Annotated in this window: 13 protein-coding genes; 3 read left to right on the top strand and 10 right to left on the bottom strand. The window is 64.5% G+C overall.

Annotated features, from left to right (window positions below; genetic code table 11):
* Window positions 1-24 precede the first annotated feature (24 nt).
* Both AXW84_RS08700 and AXW84_RS08695 read right to left on the bottom strand, forming a co-directional pair.
* Complete coding sequence (locus AXW84_RS08700; protein WP_068231493.1) at window positions 25-2,658, bottom strand: valine--tRNA ligase; 2,634 nt, start codon at window positions 2,656-2,658, stop codon at window positions 25-27.
* A gap of 107 nt (window positions 2,659-2,765) precedes the next feature.
* The gene (locus tag AXW84_RS08695; RefSeq protein ID WP_068231490.1) at window positions 2,766-3,116 is read right to left on the bottom strand and encodes a 4Fe-4S dicluster domain-containing protein; all 351 of its coding nucleotides are present in this window, start codon (window positions 3,114-3,116) and stop codon (window positions 2,766-2,768) included.
* Window positions 3,117-3,285: 169 nt separating this feature from the next.
* Here AXW84_RS08695 and AXW84_RS08690 point away from each other — a divergent pair, with 169 nt between their 5' ends.
* Window positions 3,286-4,302, top strand: coding sequence for an acyl-CoA reductase (locus AXW84_RS08690; protein WP_068231488.1), 1,017 nt, complete (start codon window positions 3,286-3,288; stop codon window positions 4,300-4,302).
* Between the two features lie 463 nt (window positions 4,303-4,765).
* Here AXW84_RS08690 and AXW84_RS08685 read toward each other — a convergent pair whose 3' ends face one another.
* The 8 genes from AXW84_RS08685 to xerD all read right to left on the bottom strand — a co-directional run bounded on the left by AXW84_RS08685 (window position 4,766) and on the right by xerD (window position 14,955).
* Window positions 4,766-5,638 (bottom strand): nucleoside phosphorylase, encoded by an 873-nt coding sequence (locus AXW84_RS08685; protein ID WP_068231486.1) that lies wholly within the window; start codon window positions 5,636-5,638, stop codon window positions 4,766-4,768.
* A 162-nt stretch (window positions 5,639-5,800) separates the two neighbouring features.
* The gene (trhO, locus tag AXW84_RS08680) at window positions 5,801-6,745 is read right to left on the bottom strand and encodes an oxygen-dependent tRNA uridine(34) hydroxylase TrhO (RefSeq protein ID WP_068231483.1); all 945 of its coding nucleotides are present in this window, start codon (window positions 6,743-6,745) and stop codon (window positions 5,801-5,803) included.
* Between the two features lie 62 nt (window positions 6,746-6,807).
* Window positions 6,808-7,440 (bottom strand): NeuD/PglB/VioB family sugar acetyltransferase, encoded by a 633-nt coding sequence (locus AXW84_RS08675; RefSeq protein WP_068231479.1) that lies wholly within the window; start codon window positions 7,438-7,440, stop codon window positions 6,808-6,810.
* A 74-nt stretch (window positions 7,441-7,514) separates the two neighbouring features.
* A complete protein-coding gene (locus tag AXW84_RS08670; protein ID WP_068231476.1) occupies window positions 7,515-8,840 on the bottom strand; it encodes a hypothetical protein in 1,326 nt (441 codons plus the stop codon).
* Entirely contained in the window at window positions 8,837-10,144 is a 1,308-nt protein-coding gene (locus AXW84_RS08665; RefSeq protein WP_068231472.1) for a DUF2851 family protein, read from the bottom strand. Before AXW84_RS08665 ends, AXW84_RS08670 begins: the two co-directional genes overlap by 4 nt.
* Window positions 10,145-10,294: 150 nt before the next feature.
* Window positions 10,295-10,942: a LolA family protein gene (locus tag AXW84_RS08660; protein ID WP_236943283.1), complete on the bottom strand. Its 648-nt coding sequence runs from the start codon at window positions 10,940-10,942 to the stop codon at window positions 10,295-10,297.
* Between the two features lie 131 nt (window positions 10,943-11,073).
* Window positions 11,074-13,974, bottom strand: a complete 2,901-nt coding sequence (locus AXW84_RS23950; RefSeq protein ID WP_068231469.1) for an FtsK/SpoIIIE family DNA translocase — start codon at window positions 13,972-13,974, stop codon at window positions 11,074-11,076.
* Between the two features lie 81 nt (window positions 13,975-14,055).
* A complete protein-coding gene (gene xerD / locus AXW84_RS08650; protein WP_068231467.1) occupies window positions 14,056-14,955 on the bottom strand; it encodes a site-specific tyrosine recombinase XerD in 900 nt (299 codons plus the stop codon).
* 171 nt (window positions 14,956-15,126) lie between these two features.
* Between xerD and aroQ the strand changes: the two genes are divergently transcribed.
* Both aroQ and AXW84_RS08640 read left to right on the top strand, forming a co-directional pair.
* Window positions 15,127-15,573 (top strand): type II 3-dehydroquinate dehydratase, encoded by a 447-nt coding sequence (gene aroQ, locus AXW84_RS08645; protein WP_068231465.1) that lies wholly within the window; start codon window positions 15,127-15,129, stop codon window positions 15,571-15,573.
* 182 nt (window positions 15,574-15,755) lie between these two features.
* Entirely contained in the window at window positions 15,756-16,835 is a 1,080-nt protein-coding gene (locus AXW84_RS08640) for an aminotransferase class V-fold PLP-dependent enzyme (protein WP_068231461.1), read from the top strand.
* The last annotated feature ends 75 nt before the right edge of the window (window positions 16,836-16,910 follow it).

Genomic DNA, 16,910 nt, shown 5'->3' with positions numbered 1-16,910 from the left:
TTTTTTGTGAAGCGTCGGCGAAGACTACAGGCCTTGTAGCGCCTGCTCCAGGGCCCCTATTTTGGCTTCGGCGTCGGCCAGCTTTTGCCGCTCGCGCTCCAGCACGTCGGGCTTGGCGTTGGCTGCGAATTTCTCGTTGCCCAGCTTTTTCTGCACCGATTCGCGGAAGCCCTGGGCGTAGGCTAGCTCCTTTTCGAGGCGGGCGCGCTCGGCGGCCACGTCAATCTGGCCTTCGAGCGGGATGAAAAACTCGCTGCTGCCCTGCACGAAGCTCACCGCGCCGGCCGGGCCCGCGTCGGCAAAATCCAGCGTCTCCAGGTTGCCGAGCTTGCGCAGCACGCCCGCGTAGGCCGTGAACAGCGCGGGCTCGTCGGTTTTGATGACCAAGGCCAGGGGCTTGTGGGGCCCCAGGTTTTTCTGGTTGCGCACGGCGCGGATGCCGGCCACCACGGCCAGGACTTTGTCCATGTCGCTCAGCAGCAAGGCGCTGGTGGCGGGCGGCGTGGGCTTGGGCCAGTGCGCCACGGTCACGTACTCGCGGGGGCCCCGGGCGGCCAGCTCGTGCCACAGCTCCTCCGTGATGAAGGGCATGAAGGGGTGCAGCAGCTTGAGCAGCGTTTCGAAGTAGGCCGTGGTGTGGCGCAGGGTTTCGGCGTCGATGGGCTGCTGGTAGGCGGGCTTCACCATTTCCAGGTAGTAGGCGCAGAAGTCGTCCCAGACAAGCTTGTACACCGCCAGCAAGGCGTCAGAGATGCGAAACTTCTCGAAGTGGTCGTCGATTTCGGCCGTGGCCGCCGCCAGCCGGGCCCCAAACCAGGCCACGGGTTTGTCGTGCCCGAAGGGCAGGGCCGCGTCGGGGGCCCAGCCTTTCACCAGCCGGAAGGCGTTCCAGAGCTTGTTGGCGAAGTTGCGGCCCTGCTCCACCAGCTTCTCGTCGTAGAGCAAATCGTTGCCGGCGGGCGCCGAAAACAGCATCCCCGTCCGCACGCCATCGGCCCCGAACTGCTGAATGAGGTCGAGCGGGTCGGGCGAGTTGCCGAGCTGCTTGCTCATCTTGCGGCCCTGGGTGTCGCGCACGATGCCGGTGAGGTACACGTTGCGGAACGGCACCTCCTGGCGAAATTCCAGCCCGGCCATAATCATCCGCGCCACCCAGAAAAACAGGATGTCGGGGCCCGTCACCAAGTCGTTGGTCGGGTAGAAATAGTTGACGTCGGCGTTGTCGGGGTCCTCAAACCCATCGAACACCGAGATGGGCCACAGCCACGACGAGAACCAGGTGTCGAGCACGTCCTCGTCCTGGCGCAAGTCGCTTATTTGCAGCGCGGCATTACCACTTTGCTCACGCGCCAGTTCAAGTGCCTCAGCGGCTGAGAGGGCCACCACAAACGAGCCATCCGGCAGGTAGTAGGCGGGGATTTGCTGGCCCCACCAGAGCTGCCGCGAGATGCACCAGTCGCGCACGTTTTCCATCCACGCCCGGTAGGTGTTCTTGAACTTGGCGGGGTGCAGGCGCACCGTGTCGTTCTCCACCACCTCCAGCGCGGGCTTGGCCATGTGCTCCATTTTCAGGAACCACTGCATGCTCAGCTTGGGCTCGATCACGGCCTTGGTGCGCTCCGAGGTTTGCACAATGCTGGCGTACTCCTCCGTTTTCACGAGCAAGCCGGCGGCTTCCAGGTCTTTCACAATGTTGCGGCGGGCCGCAAACCGGTCCTGGCCCACGTACAGCTCCGCCTTTTCATTCAGCGTGCCGTTGTCATTGAGGATGTCAATAGTCGGCAGGTTGTGCTTCTGGCCCAGGTTGTAGTCGTTCAGGTCGTGGGCCGGCGTCACTTTCAGGGCCCCGGTGCCGAAGTCCGTCAGCACGTACTCGTCCTGAATAACCGGCACGTCGCGGCCCAGCAGCGGGATGCGCACGCGCTGCCCGGCCAGGTCAGCGTAGCGCCCATCGGTGGGGTTCACGGCCACGGCCACGTCGGCCATGATGGTTTCGGGGCGCGAGGTGGCCACCGTCAGGAAGCGGCCGGGCTGGCCCACCACCTCGTAGTTGAGGTAGTACATTTTGGCCACCACGTCCTTCGGAATCACTTCCTCGTCCGAAATGGCGGTGCCGCCCAGCGGGTCCCAGTTTACCATGCGCACGCCGCGGTAAATCAGGCCCTTGCGGTACAAGTTCACGAACACGCGTAGTACGGCCTCGGTCAACTTGGGCTCCATCGTGAAGCGCGTGCGGTCCCAGTCGCAGGAGGCCCCCAGCTGCTTGAGCTGCTCCAGGATGATGCCGCCGTACTTGTCCTTCCAGGCAAAAGCGTGCTCCAGAAAGGCCTCGCGGGTCAGGTCCTTTTTCTCGATGCCTTGCTCCTTCAGCAGGGCCACCACCTTGGCCTCGGTGGCGATGCTGGCGTGGTCGGTACCGGGCACCCAGCACGCTTCCTTGCCCTGCATCCGGGCGCGGCGCACCAGCACGTCCTGAATGGTATTGTTCAGCATGTGCCCCATGTGGAGCACGCCGGTCACGTTCGGCGGCGGAATGACAACGGTGTAGGGCGTCTTTTTGGGGTTGGCACTGGCCTTGAAAAAGCCCTGCTCCTGCCACCGCTGGTACCATTTGGCTTCAACGTCGGCGGGCGAGTACGTGGTTTTGGTGGGGGTCATCGGGAATGGGTATTTCGGCAAAGGTACGTTTTGGGGCCCCGGGGGCCACAAAAAAGCCGCTCCCGACGAGGCAGCGGCTGATTCGGTTTGGGCCGGGGGCCCGGCGCTTACGCGGCCAGGTGCAGCCAGGCTTTCTTTTCGAGCAGCCGCTCGTGGGTTTCGCGCAGGTCGGGGTCGTCCACGCAGCAATCGACGGGGCACACGGCGGCGCACTGCGGCTCCTCATGGAAGCCGACGCACTCTGTGCACTTATCCGAGACGATGTAGTAGTATTCGTCCGACACCGGCGTTTGGGGCGCGGTGCCGGCTACGGTGGTGCCGTCGGCGGTTTCGACTTGCTTCAGGGTGGTACCGTCGGCCCAGCGCCACTGCGCGCCGCCTTCGTAGATGGCGTTGTTGGGGCATTCCGGCTCGCAGGCACCGCAGTTGATGCACTCGTCGGTTATCATGATGGCCATGGGGCGTCGCGGGTCAAATAGTAGATAAGGAAACCAAAAGGGGACGGGGGGCTTTACGTAAAAGCGGGGCCCCCGGCCATGTGGCTGGGCCCACAAATTTACGCACCGGGCGCCGCTTTCCCGCGCCGCGCCCCAATTTTACGGCTTCTCCGCCGCCCTCATCTTCCGCATGAACCACTCCGAACGCCTGGCCGCCTTTGTGGCCCTGGGCCAGCGCCTCACCGCCCTATCCCCCGACGAGCTCACCGACCTGGCCGCCCGCGCCCGCAACCAGAACCCTTGGGTTGACCGGCCCAACGTGGCCGCCGCCCTCATCGGCATCGCCCACCTGCTCGAGCCCGGGGCCCTGGCCCAGTGGGCCGCCCGCTACCCGCCCGAGCCCACCGCCGTGCGCCAAGTGGGCGTGGTGATGGCCGGCAACATCCCGCTGGTAGGCTTCCACGACGCGTTGTGCGTGCTGCTGAGCGGCCACATTTTGCTGGCAAAGCTCAGCGCGTCCGACACATTTTTGATGACGTGGATCTTGGACGAACTTTCCCAAATTGAGACAAGATTTACCAATTTAGTCCAAATCGTGCCGCGTCTGAACGCGGCCGATGCCTTTATTGCGACGGGCTCGGATAATACGGCGCGTTATTTTGAGTTTTATTTCGGCAAGAAACCGCACCTGATTCGGCGCAACCGCACGAGCGTGGCCGTGCTTACGGGCCACGAAACCGACGCCGAGCTGGCTTATTTGGGCCCCGACATCTTCCAGTACTATGGACTGGGCTGCCGCAACGTGAGCAAGCTATACGTGCCCGAAGGCTACGATTTCACTCCATTGCTCGACGCGCTCCAGATTTGCAGCGGTGTACTGAACCACCACAAGTACCAAAACAACTACGATTATAACAAGAGTATTTTACTGGTCAACGCTGTACCGCACTTCGACGCTGGTTTTCTGTTGGTTACCCCGAATAACGCCTTGGTCTCACCCATCTCAGTTTTGCATTACAGCGAGTATTCGGAGGAAATTGACTTGGTAGACCAACTCACCGATGTAGCCCCGCGCATCCAGTGCGTAGTGTCGGCCGGTGGGCGGTGGGCCGGCAGCGTCCCATTGGGGCGAGCCCAACAGCCGGGCGTGGCCGACTACGCCGACGGCGTGGATACAATGGCCTTTCTGGCGGCTGAATTGCTATAATGCGTTAGTTAAGCTAGCCAGCTTACTGGCCGCACCGCAATTAATGGTCCGTCGCTATACCGCCCGCCCCCGTCCAGGCCCCCGGAGTTGTTCGCGCGAATGCGCTTCGCCGACACCGACGTTTTGCCGAGCGTTACCGCCGCGCCACTGAGGCCGCCCGCGCCGCTATTTTAGGAAATACCTACCGCGGCAAGCTCGCCGTAGCCTTCCGCACCGCCGACGGGGCCCTGCACCGCCTCCAAACTTGCGTGTGGGCCGTTGATGGCGACTATGTGGTACTGCAAACCGGCATGGCCCTGCCCCTGCGCGCCGTGTTGGGGATGGAATTTTGCTGGGTGAAATGGCCAGCCAAGTAGTTTGGGTGCCTTACCAACTGACAACAAGCAACCTATAAATTACAAAAAACGGGGCCCCGTGAACAGTTGCTGTTCACGGGGCCCCGTTTTATTGTTGTTCCACCGGGCTACGCCAGCCGTTGCAAGGTGCGCTCGATCATGGTGTCAACTATGGCCCCGGCATCGGCGGCAAACTCGCCGGTGGCGCGGTTAGCCACGATGGCGTTCAGGCTGAGCACCTGGTGGCCCAGCAGACGGCCCAGGGCGTAATAGCCAGCGGTTTCCATCTCGAAATTGGTGAGGCGAAACTCGCCCTCGCCGCTCTCATGGTGGAAGTTTCGCAGGCGCTCCAGGTAGTCGGCAGGCGTCACGTCGAGGCGCAGGCGGCGGCCCTGGGGCCCGTAGAAGCCCGGGCACGTCAGGGTGTTGCCCACCACAGCGCCAGCGCCCAGCTGCTCGCGCAGCAGGTCGTCGCCGCGCACCACGTAGGGCGCAAACGGCAGGCCCAGCGTGGCTTGCAGGGCAGTGCCCACCTGTGTTTCAAGGCCGGTTTCCACCAAGGGGTAGAACTGCATCAGCGAATCGAGGCCTACGGCGTGCTCGGTGGCCAGCACGGAGCCGATGGGCACGTCAGGCTGCAAGCTGCCGCTGGTACCCAGGCGCACAATGCGCAGGCGCAGCTGCTCCTCCACGGGCCGCACCGTGCGCGACATGAAATCGATGTTCACCAAGGCATCCAGCTCGTTCATCACGATGTCGATGTTGTCGGTGCCCATGCCCGTGCTCAGCACCGTGAGGCGCTTGCCCTTGTAATAGCCCACGTGGGTCACGAATTCGCGGTGCGCGCCCTCAAACTCGATGGAATCGAAGTGCCGGCTCACCTGCGCCACCCGGGCGGGGTCGCCCACGGTGAGGATGGTGTCGGAAATGTGGTCCGGCAGCAGGTGTAAGTGGTAAATGGTGCCGTCGGGGTTGAGGATAAGCTCGGAATTGGAAATCATGGCTGTCGGGGGCGGGAAGCGTGGAGTGAAATGCCTGGGGTGGGAAGCGTGGAATTGTACCATCAAGCTACGCCTAGCCTTGCCCTAGGGCCCCAGGGCTGCTTAGGCAAGGCTAGGCGCAGCTTGGCGGTACGGCCGGAAAACTACTCTTCAAAAATTGCTTCAGCCCTTGTACGAGGCCAGGCCCTGGGCCGGTTGGTAATGGTTGCTGGCCTTGGGGTAGGCCCCCGTGCCGTCGTAGGGGCGCTTGGCGGGGTGCGCGGCGCAGGCCTCGGAGCAGGCGCCTTGCAGGGCCTCGCCGCAGCTTTCGCATTGGGCCACGTGGGCGTTGCAGAGCGGATTGGCGCAGTTGATGAGCCGGGCCGAGGGCTCGCGGCAAGCACAGCAGCGCGAAATCACGCGCGGGTTTACGCGGTTCACGTCCACGGCCACGCGGTTATCAAACACGTAGCACTGGCCGTCGAAGTCTTCGCCCCCGGCCTCGATGCCGTACTTGATGATGCCGCCGTGCAGCTGGTATACGTTCTCGAAGCCCTGCTCCAACAGGTAGGCGCTAGCTTTTTCGCACTTCACGCCGCCAGTGCAGTAGGTCAGGATCTTCTTGTCTTTGAATTGCTTGAGCTGCTCCACGCGGGCTGGGAAGTCGCGAAAGTTCTCCATATCCAGCGTCACGGCGTTGCGGAAGCGGCCCAGGTTGTACTCGTAGTCCGAGCGCACGTCCACCACCACCACGTCGTCGTCGTCCTTGAGGGCCCTAAATTCCTCTGGCGAAAGGTGCTGGCCGGTCTTTTCCTGCGGCTTGAGGTGGGCCAGGCTGCTGTGCACAATCTCGGGCTTCACGCGCACGTGCAGCTTCTGAAACGTGTGCCCAGCGGCAGCGTCTACCTTAAATTCCAGGGCCCCAAACCGCGGGTCGGCTTTCACCGCCGCCATGTAGGCCGCGCAGTGGGCCACCGTGCCCGATACGGTACCGTTCAGCCCCTCGGAAGCCACGATGATGCGCCCGCGCAAATCCAGCTCCACGCACAGCTGGTGGTGCTCGTCGCGAAACTGCGCAGGGTCTTCGATGGGCGCGTAGCAGTAGTAAAGCAGAACTTGGTAATTCATGTCGAAGCTGTTGGGTGATAACCGCGGGCCGTTGCCAACAAGCAAGGGCCCGCGGTTAGAAATCAGACCTTTACCGCCGGGTTGCCGAACACGGTTTGGCCCTTGGGCACGTCGGCCACCACCACCGAGCCAGCCCCAATGCGGGCCTTCTCGCCGATGCTGACGCCGGCCACCACCACAGCCCCGGCCCCCACAAAGGCCAGCTCGCCCACCGTGGCACCGGCCCCGAGCAGGGCCCCACTACCAAGCTGGGCGTAGTCGCCCACCGTGGCGCGGGCCTCCACCACGGCGTTGCCGTTGATGAGGCAGCCGTTGCCGAGCGTGGCCAAGGCGGCCACCACCGCGTTGGGCCCCACGTAGTTGCCGTGGCCCAGCGTGGCGTGGGCCGATACGCTGGCCCGCTGGTGGATGGCGTTCACGGGCACGGCCTCATATTCCTGGCGCAGCATTTGGGTGAGGCTGCGGCGGCTGGCGGCGTCGTCGGTGGCCACAAATACCTCGCACTTCTTGCCCAGCAGCTTTAGCAGCTCGGCGTCGTCGGTGGCGCCCATCACGGGCACTTCCAGCAATTCACTTTTTTGCAGCTTGGGGTCGTCGTCGAGCAGGCAGTACACCACCAGGTCGTTGGAGAGAAAGGCGTCGAGGGCAGCCGTGCCCACGGCTTGCGCGCCGAGGATGATAACGGGGTTTTCCATGAATAGCGTAGAGCGAAGTAAGCGGCCAGAACAACCCAAACCCAGGCTTGGTTTCGCCGCTTTAAAGCGCAAAGTTACGCCACCGGGTCCGGGGACTGGGCCGGGGCGGGCCCCGCTGGGGCCCCCAGGCCCAGGCGGCGCAGGGCCGCCGCGGCGTAGTCGTTTTGCAGCAGCAGCAGCAACCAAAAGGGAAGCATCGCGCTGCGGTAGCGGCCGAGCGTGCCCAAATTGGGCGTGCTCAGGCCCATAAGTGCGGCCAGTAGCAGGCAGTAGCCCAGCAGCACCACGGCCAAGGCAAACGGCAGCCGCCCAGGGCGGCCCCGTACCAATGCAGCCAAGGCCAGGGCCCCCAACGCCAGCAGAAGACCGTTTTCCAGGCCTGCTGCCACGTACTGCGGCTCGGCCGATTCGCCTAGCCAAGGCCTGGTAAAGGTGTTCCAGGCGGCCTGCGGGGTGTGGGCCAGAAAACTTGCGGCCGTGGGCCGCAGGTCGGCGTATGCGAAGTGGGGCCGGCCGGCAGACACCAGCAAGTCGTGGTCGTAGATGCGCACTACTTGGCTCGTGAACTTGTTGAGCCGAAATGCTACGCTGACCTCGGGGGCCACCGCTGCGCCTGCCACCAGCAGGGCTACCAGCACCAGCATCTGTGCGCCGCGCCTCTGTGCCCTGCCGCGCCGCTGCAGCGCCCGCACCAACGCCAGCCCCAGCAACCCGCCCATCAGGGGCACCGCGAAAAAATAGCGCATCTTGAAGCACAGCAGTGCCAGGCCAGCCACGGCTGGGCCCCACCACGGGCGCGGGGCCACCCCCACCTGGGCATACAACTTATTGATCATCAACGCCAACAGCCAGGCACTGCTGCCCAGCAGGATGGCTTCTTTGTTTAGGCCGGCGGCCCAGTACGCCACCGAAGGCCATAGCACCAGCCCCACCAGTCCTGCACCGGCCGGCGTGGCCGGCAGCCTTTTGGCCAGCGTGCGCGCCAGTTGCCAGCACCCCACAAAGCTGAACAAACTCAAATATACCGCATTGAGCCAAGGACTTGCCAGCGAGGCCAAGTTTAACAGGGCCAGCACTTTGGCCAGAAACAGCGTATTTGACATGCCGTAGTACACCACCCGCTCGCCGGCAAATTGCACCACGTCGCCCGCCAGCGAGCGGAGGCCGCTGGCGGGCTCGCTCCACAGCTGGGCGGTGAGCAACTCGCCCAGGTGCTGCACGTAAGCCCCGTCGCTCACGGGGCGGGCGTCGCGCAGGCCCCCCACCAGCAAGCGGGCCAGCAGGCCGGCCACGAGCGCTGCCCGCCAAACGGCGCCACAGGCCCGCCACTCGCGGCGCAGCCACGGCAGCAGCGCGGCCAGCAAGGCCGCGTTCAGCACCAGGGCCAGCGCCAGGCTCATCGCGAAACGCGCAGTTGGGGGCCCTGCACCAGGCGGCTGCCGATGGCGCAGTGCAGGCAGCGGCGCGGCGCGCAGTAGCTTTTGTGCAGCGCCAGCAGGCCCTGCGAATCGGCCGCGGTGCGGTGGCCAAAGCCCAGGGCCCCGTACACATCGGTGAACTGGTTGTGCTCGGCGGGCAGCTCCGTGAACAGGGCCACGCTGCTTTCGACCAGCGCGGGCTGGTCCACCGAGCGGGCGTAGGCCACGCGCAGGGGCACCACTACGTTGGTAATCAGCAGGTCGATGCTGCTCTTGCCCAAATCGGGCACCTTGCCCGGCCGGCCGGGGCGGAAGTGCGCCCGCCAGTAAGCCGGCGCTGGGGCCCTAAAAAACTCGGCCAGCGCTGCCACGCTCTGGGCCGTGAGCAAGGCGTCGAACAGGGCGGGGCGGGCGTGTAGCAGGCCCGCCAGCTGGCCCAGGCGCACGGGCGGAAAATTGGCGGGCCGCAGGCGCAGGTAGTTCCACTCGTGCACGGCCAGGGCGGGGGCCCCCAGGTCGTACTTGTGGCGCAGAAACTCGTGTTCCCGCCGCAAATCCTGGATGTAAGCATCGGCCGCCGTCTCGTCGTTTTCCACCAGGAAACCGGCCTGCCCAAACAGCAGGGCTTCTACCTGGCGCTGGTCGTGGCGGTGGCGGCGCAGCACGGCCAGCGGCACGGCCTTGGCGAGGCGGGCCAGCGGCTCGCTATTTTTTTGGAAGCCGAACGCGGCCATCAGGGCATGGTAGGCCGTGGCCTCCCAGTCGTGGCCCAGGCGCTCATGCAGCGCGGCCACGGCGTCGGCCTTGGCTTCCACACGCTCCAACAGGGCCCGCTCGGCCATCATGATTTTAGTAATTTCAGGCACCTGCCCCAGCAGCGGCGCGCAGGGCAACGGCGCGGCCGCCGGGGCGTCGGCCAGGGCCTGGTAGCGGGCCAGCAGCTCGGGCCCCAGCCGGAGCCCCAAGGCCAATACCGGAATGCGGCTGCCGTTGGTGCGGGCTACTTCGGCGTCGTGGGTGTGCACCACGTGCAACACCACTTGGTCATACTTGGCGTCCACCTGATGGTTGTGCCGCTGCCAATCGGAGGCTTTGAGGTGAATTTCCACCGCGCCGTTCCACTCCACATCGCCTAGGCGCAGGCGGGCGTTCAGGAAGTCAGGGCCCGCGTCGGCGTTACGGTGGCCGGGCTTCAACACCTGGATTTCTTCGCCGCCCGCCGTGCGCAAATCGGCCTTGTCGAAGTACTGGTGCTGCCAAACGTAGTGGAGAAAATCTTCGCGCATGGGGCAAAAATAGTTGTTAGTTGCTCGTTGTCCATTGCCAGGAAAAACGCGGTCCGTTTCGTCCATAAATCAAAAGCGGCCCGCCTCTTTCGAAGCGGGCCGCCCTGGGTCGTTGCCCTAACAACGGACAACGAATGACTAACAACTAACCTATCGCAGGTCAACCACTTTCACGCCTTTATGCTCGGCTTTGTCGAAAGCGAAGGTGCTGGCCGTGATGGGCGGGTTGGGCTTGAAGTTCTTGATGTTGAACGTGTACTGGTTGCCGTTCTTCTTGTACATCTGCCAGCTTTTCACGGTCTGGTCCTTCTTACGCACCTTTAGGCGAACTTTTATGACCTCGTTCGTACGGTTTTCCGGGGTCAGTTCAATCACGTCCACGGCCTCGCCGCCGTCCTGGGCTTGCTGCACGTAGGCGTATTTGTAACCCTTCTTGTACATGGTATAAATCTGCGAGGGCGACATGTCCTGGCTATCGGCATCGGCGTCGGCGATGTTCACCTCATTCTCGTTTTTGAGGTAGGTCCAGGTGGTTTTGCCGTCGTTGATAACTTCCTGGCCGTTCATTTTGAGGTGGAACTTCTTACCGCTCACCACGATGTCGCCGCTCATGTTCTGCTTCACCTTGGCCGAAGGGTTCTCCAGCGTCTGGGAGAAACTAGCGCCGAAGGCATTCAGGGCCTGGTATTTGGCGCTCATGGCGTCGAGGATTTTGCCAGCTTTGGGGTCTTGTTGAGCCGCGGCGGGCAGGGCCAAGGTGGCGGCCAGGGCCAGCAGCGAAAACGATTTGGTCATCATATCAATAAATAAGAAAGCGGGCGTTGGGGCCCCGTAGGACCTGATACGCAGCCCCTCATCAAAAGGTCGGCCAGAATAGCTTTTCTGAAGAAAAACTGTTCTGGCCGACCGATGTATTTACCCTGTCTTTACTACTTGGGCATGGAATTCAGCAACTGCTCCAACTGGTATTCGTCGGGCACGAGCACGTCGCGGGCCTTGCTGCCCTCGAAGGGCCCCACGATGCCCGCGTGCTGAAGCTGATCGATGAGGCGCCCAGCGCGGTTGTAGCCCAGCTTGAGCTTGCGCTGGAGCAGGCTGGTGCTGCCCTGCTGGTGCAGCACGATGCAGCGAGCGGCCTCCTCGAACATGGAGTCGCGCTCGGCGGGGTCGCCCGCGTCCTGGCCGCTGCCGTCGTCGCCCTCGGCGCCGGCCACTTCGGGCAGCAGGTAGGCGTCGGAGTAGCCCTGCTGCTCGCTGATGAAGTCGCACACGCGGTCCACTTCGGGCGTGTCGATGAAGGCGCACTGCACCCGGATTAGGTCCGAGCCAGCCGAGAACAGCATGTCGCCCTGGCCAATAAGCTGGTCGGCCCCGCCGGTATCGAGGATGGTGCGCGAATCGATTTTGCTGGTCACCTTGAAGGAAATCCGGCAGGGGAAGTTGGCCTTGATGATGCCCGTAATCACGTTTACGCTGGGGCGCTGGGTGGCCACGATGAGGTGGATGCCGATGGCGCGGGCCAGCTGGGCGAGGCGGGCAATGGGCGTTTCCACCTCCTTGCCGGCCGTCATCATCAGGTCAGCCAGCTCGTCGATGACCAGCACGATGAAGGGCAGGTAGCGGTGCCCCTTCTTGGGGTTGAGCCGCCGCTCCACGAACTTGAGGTTGTACTCCTTCAGGTTGCGGCAGCCCGCTTCCTTCAGCAAATCGTAACGCCGGTCCATCTCCATGCACAGCGAATTGAGCGTGTGCACCACCTTCTTGGTGTCCGTGATGATGGGCTCGTTCGTGTCGGGCAGCTTGGCCAGGTAGTGGCGCTCGATCTTGTTGAAGATGCTCAGCTCCACCTTCTTGGGGTCGACCAGCACGAACTTGAGCTGGGCCGGGTGGCGCTTGTAGAGCAGCGAGGCCAGAATCACGTTCAGGCCCACCGACTTGCCCTGGCCCGTGGCCCCGGCCATCAGCAAGTGCGGCATCTTGGCCAGGTCGGCCACGAACACTTCGTTGGTGATGGTGCGGCCGAAGGCGATGGGCAGGTCCATTTCCGTGCGGGCGAACTTCTCCGAGCCCAGCACCGAGCGGATGCTCACCATCTCCTTTTTGGCGTTGGGCACCTCGATGCCGATGGTGCCCTTGCCCGGAATCGGGGCGATGATGCGGATGCCCAGCGCGGCCAGGCTCAGGGCGATGTCGTCCTCCAGGCTCTTGATTTTGCTGATGCGCACCCCTGCCTCGGGCACGATTTCGTAGAGCGTGACCGTGGGCCCGATGGTGGCCTTGATGCTGGCGATGGTGATGCCGTAGTGGCCCAGCGTCTCCACGATGCGGTCCTTGTTGGCCTCCAGCTCCTCCTTGGTCACCTGCGCCTTGGCCACGCCGTAGTCGTTGAGCAGCTCCAGGGTGGGGTACTGGTAGCGCGAAAGGTCCAGCGTGGGGTCGTAGTTCACGTCCGGCATGGCGTCGGCATCCGCGTCCTCGTCGGCCACCGCCGCAATGGCGGCCCCGGCGTTCGGGTCGAGGTCGTCGCGGCTCGGCACCGTTATTTCCAGCTGCTTATTTTCCACCCCCAGGGGCCCCATCACCGGTTTCGCGGGGGGCCCGTCGGCCAAGTCAGCCAGCGAAAGCGGCGTGGGCACCGTAGCTACCACGGGCGCAACAAATGCCACTTCGGGTTCCGGCTCCGGCATCTCCACAGAAAACGACGGGCCGCTCACGACCAGCGGCACGGCCGCCGCGGCTGCTACGGTAGTAGCCAGCGGGCCGGCCACGCTCAGGGCGGGGCCCGAGCTGGCTTGGGGCGCGGGCTCATACTCGACCGGGGCCGGGGCCCCACTGGTTTCTTCCACGTCCTCGGTTTCCTCTGCGGTGAAGGCCAGGGCCATCGGTGCGGGGGCATTAGGAGCGGGCTTGGGCGCGGCCGGGCGGGCCTTAGCGGCCTCCTCGGCTTCGATTTCGGCGGTCAGCTCGGCGTCTTCGTCGGCTTCGGCCTGGGCGGCCGAACGGCCAAAATTGAACGGCAACGTGGTGATGTTGAAGAAGAACACCACGAACGAAATCAGCACGAAGGCCAGCAGCAGCACCGTGCCCCAGCCGATGAGGCTACTCAGCCACGAGGCCGCTTCGAAGCCCACGCCGCCGCACAAAAAGTCGAGCCGGTGGGCCAGGGCCAGGTCGGCGCCCGGCGCGGGGGCCCCCAGCGCCACCACCACGTAGCCGAGCAGCGTGCTCAGCCAGGCCATCGTGAAGAGGCCCAGCGCCAGCACGTAGCTCACCGAGCCGGTGGCGGTGCGGAACACGATTTTGTAGCCCAGGAAAAACACGATGGGAATGAGGGCGAACGCCGCCACCCCAAACAGCTTATAGATAAATACTTGTGCTGCCCAGGCCCCCAGCAGCCCCAGCCAATTGTTCGATTCCTGCCCCGCCTCTTTGGTGGGGATGGTGCTCATGGCGGCTACCACGCTCTGGTCGGCGTGGCCCGTGAACAGGAACGACGTGAAGGCGATGGTGAGGTATAAGCTGCCCAGCAGCAGGCCAAACCCGATGAACAGGTGAAAGCGCCGGTCGCGCAGCAGCGCCTTCAGGCCGGCTACGCCGGGCAAGGGGCCCCGGGGCCCCCGCGGAGCGCGGGCGGCCTGGGCCTGGGCCGCCGCTTTGGCGGCCTTGGGCTGGTTGGTAGCGGCGGGGCGCGGCGGGCGCGGGGCCGCCGCAGGGGCCGGCTCGGCGGCGGGCCGGGGGGCGTTGGCGCGCGGCGCGGCGGCCGGCCGGCCCTCGGCGGGACGGTTGGCGGAGGGGCCCGGCGGGGGGTTCTTGTAGCGGTTATCGGCCATGCGGAGAGGCAGCGGAAAAGCCAAATTTACGCACGGCGGGCCACTGTGCCGCTACCCGCGTTGCGGCGGGCCTGGGCCCCCTTAGCTGCGCGGGTGGAACTCGGTGATGACCTGCCGCAGGTAGTCGCGGTCGAGGTGGGTGTAGATTTCGGTGGTCGTGATGCTGGCGTGGCCCAGCATTTCCTGCACCGCGCGCAGGTCGGCTCCGCCCTCGATGAGGTGAGTAGCGAAGGAGTGGCGCAGCGTGTGCGGGCTGATGGTTTTGCGCAGCCCCGCCTGCTCAGCCAGCTTCTTGAGGGTGGTGAAGACGGTGATGCGCGAGAGCGGCCGCCCGCGCTGGCTCAGAAAGGCGTGGTCTTCGGCCCCGGGCTTGATGTCGAGGTGGCCGCGCACGCCGCGCAGGTAGAAGTTGAGGTGCTTGAGGGCCTCGCGGCCCACGGGCACCAGGCGCTCCTTGTTGCCCTTGCCCAGCACCTTCATAAAGCCCTGCTCGGCGGCAATATTCGACAGCTTCAGCTCGCACAACTCGCTCACGCGCAAGCCCGAAGAGTACAGCACCTCCAGTACCGCGCGAGTCCGCAGGCCCTCGTCAGTGCTCAGGTCGATGGCCCCGAGCAGGGTTTCGATTTCGGGGTAGCTGAGGGCGTCGGGCAGGTGGCGGCCGGTTTTGGGGGCCTCCAGCGTGTCGGTGGGGTCGAACTTGATGAGGTCCTCCATGATCATGAAGCCGAAGAACGCCTTCAGCCCCGAGAGCGTGCGCGCCTGCGAGGTGGCTCCCAGCCCGAGGTCGGTGAGGGTGTTGAGGAAGTCGCGCAGCAGCCGCGTCGTCACCTGCTCGGGGCGGGCGGGCACCCCCTCCCCTATTAGGAACTGGTGCAGCTTGGTGGCGTCGCGCACGTAGGCCTCCACCGAATTGGGCGAGAGGGATTTTTCGAGCTGTAAGTAGCCCTGGAATTGCCGGAGGGCCTGGGGCCAGGTCATGTTATTTAAGGATAGGAAGCAGGATAGGGCCCAAAGAACGTCATGCTGAACGCAGCGAAGCACCTCTCCTGCTTCATTGCCCAATTTGGTTAGTGCCGCAGGAGAGGTGCTTCGCTGCGTTCAGCATGACGTTCTTTGGGCTATAATCTCTTGCTATTTCGCTCTTCAAAGATGGACCTTCTCATCATCAACGGCCCCAACCTCAACCTGTTGGGCCGGCGCGAGCCCGGCATCTACGGCAGCCGCTCGTTCGACGACTTTTTCCCGGAGCTGGTGGACGGCTTCCCCGACCATAAGCTGACGTACTTCCAGAGCAACCACGAGGGGGCCCTGCTCGACAAGCTGCACGAGGTCGGCTTCAGCCACCACGGCATTATCCTGAACGCCGGCGGCTTCACCCACACCAGCGTGGCCCTCGGCGACGCCGTGGCCGGCATCGCCACGCCCGTGGTGGAGGTGCACCTGAGCAACATCGCCGCCCGCGAAGAATTCCGCCACAAAAGCCTCATTGCCAAGCACTGCGCGGGCAGCATCGCCGGCTTCGGGCTTGAAAGCTACCGGCTGGCCGTGCAGTGGTTTGCCAGCCAGCGGCCCAAGCGCGTGGGCTTTCAGGTCTGAACCACGGATTTATCGGATTTGACGGATTTATCGGATTTTGGGGAAGATTTGCCCGAACTTTGCGCTGGCAAGCAGCCGGGCCCCAACCGGCCCCGGCCAGTGGCCGCCGGCCCACCCGGGCCCCCAGCCACTGGCCGGGGCCGTCCCCAAAATCCGATCAATCCGCTCAATCCGATAAATCCGTGGTTCAGACATTCACGTTCAACGTTGGCCCCGCGGCCGTGTACCCCGCCGTTCGCCAGTACCTGCAAGACGCCTACGACGAGGGCTGGCTCTCGGCCCCGCACCGCGGGGAGCGGTTCACGAGCCTAGTGCGCCAGGCCGTGACGGACCTCAAGCTCAAGCTTAATATTCCGCAGGACTACACGGTGCTCTTCACCGGTTCGGCCACCGAGTGCTGGGAAATCCTGGCCCAGGGCCTCACCCCGCGCCGCAGCTTCCACCTTTACAACGGCGAGTTTGGCAAGAAGTGGTTCGACTACGCCCGCGCCTTGCGACCGGAAACCACCGGCGTGCAGTTCGACATCAACGAGGTGCCCGACATGGGGGCCCTGCCCTTCGTGGGCGAGGACACCGACCTGGTGTGCGTGACGCAGAACGAAACCAGCACCGCCACCCAGCTCCGCGAAACCCACATCCTGCAGCTCTTCAACCGCCTCGGCGGGGCCCTGCTGGCCGTGGACGCCACCAGCTCGCTGGCCGGCCTGAACCTCAAGTACATCAAGGCCGACGTGTGGTACGGCTCGGTGCAAAAGTGCTTCGGGCTGCCCGCCGGCCTGGGCGTGCTCATCCTCTCGCCCCGCGCCGTGGCCAAGGCCAAGGAGGTGAACGACCGCGCCCACTACAACGGCCTGCCCGCCGCCCTGAGCAACATGCTCAACCACCAAACCAACTACACGCCCAACGTGCTCGGCATTTACTTGCTGAGCCGCGTGATGGCCGACCGCGAGCCCATCAAGGCCGTGGCCCAGCACCTGGCCGACCGCGCCCAGAAGCTCTACGACTTTTTCGAGCAGGCCACGCCCCTGCAGCCGCTCATCACCAACCCCGACGCCCGCTCCACCACCGTCATCGGCCTGCAGGGCGAGCCCGCGCTGATCGAGGAAATCAAGCGCAGAGCCCTCGAAGCCGGCCTCACGCTGGGTGGCGGCTACGGCCCGCTAAAAAATACCACCATCCGCATCGCCAATTTCCCCGCCGTGTCCGACGCGGCGATGGAAGCCCTGGTGCAGTTTTTCGTGAAGGAATACGTGACGGTTTAGGGCCCCCGGCCGCCGCCCCCGACGCAACGCCCCACGGGCAGCCGGCCGGAAGGCCCACCGCCCGCCCCAATTTTT

Origin of the sequence: Hymenobacter sp. PAMC 26628, from assembly GCF_001562275.1 — a bacterium.
Lineage (GTDB): Bacteria > Bacteroidota > Bacteroidia > Cytophagales > Hymenobacteraceae > Hymenobacter.
Note: the sequence above shows the minus strand (reverse complement) of the source record. Positions and strands in the feature narration are given on the sequence as shown.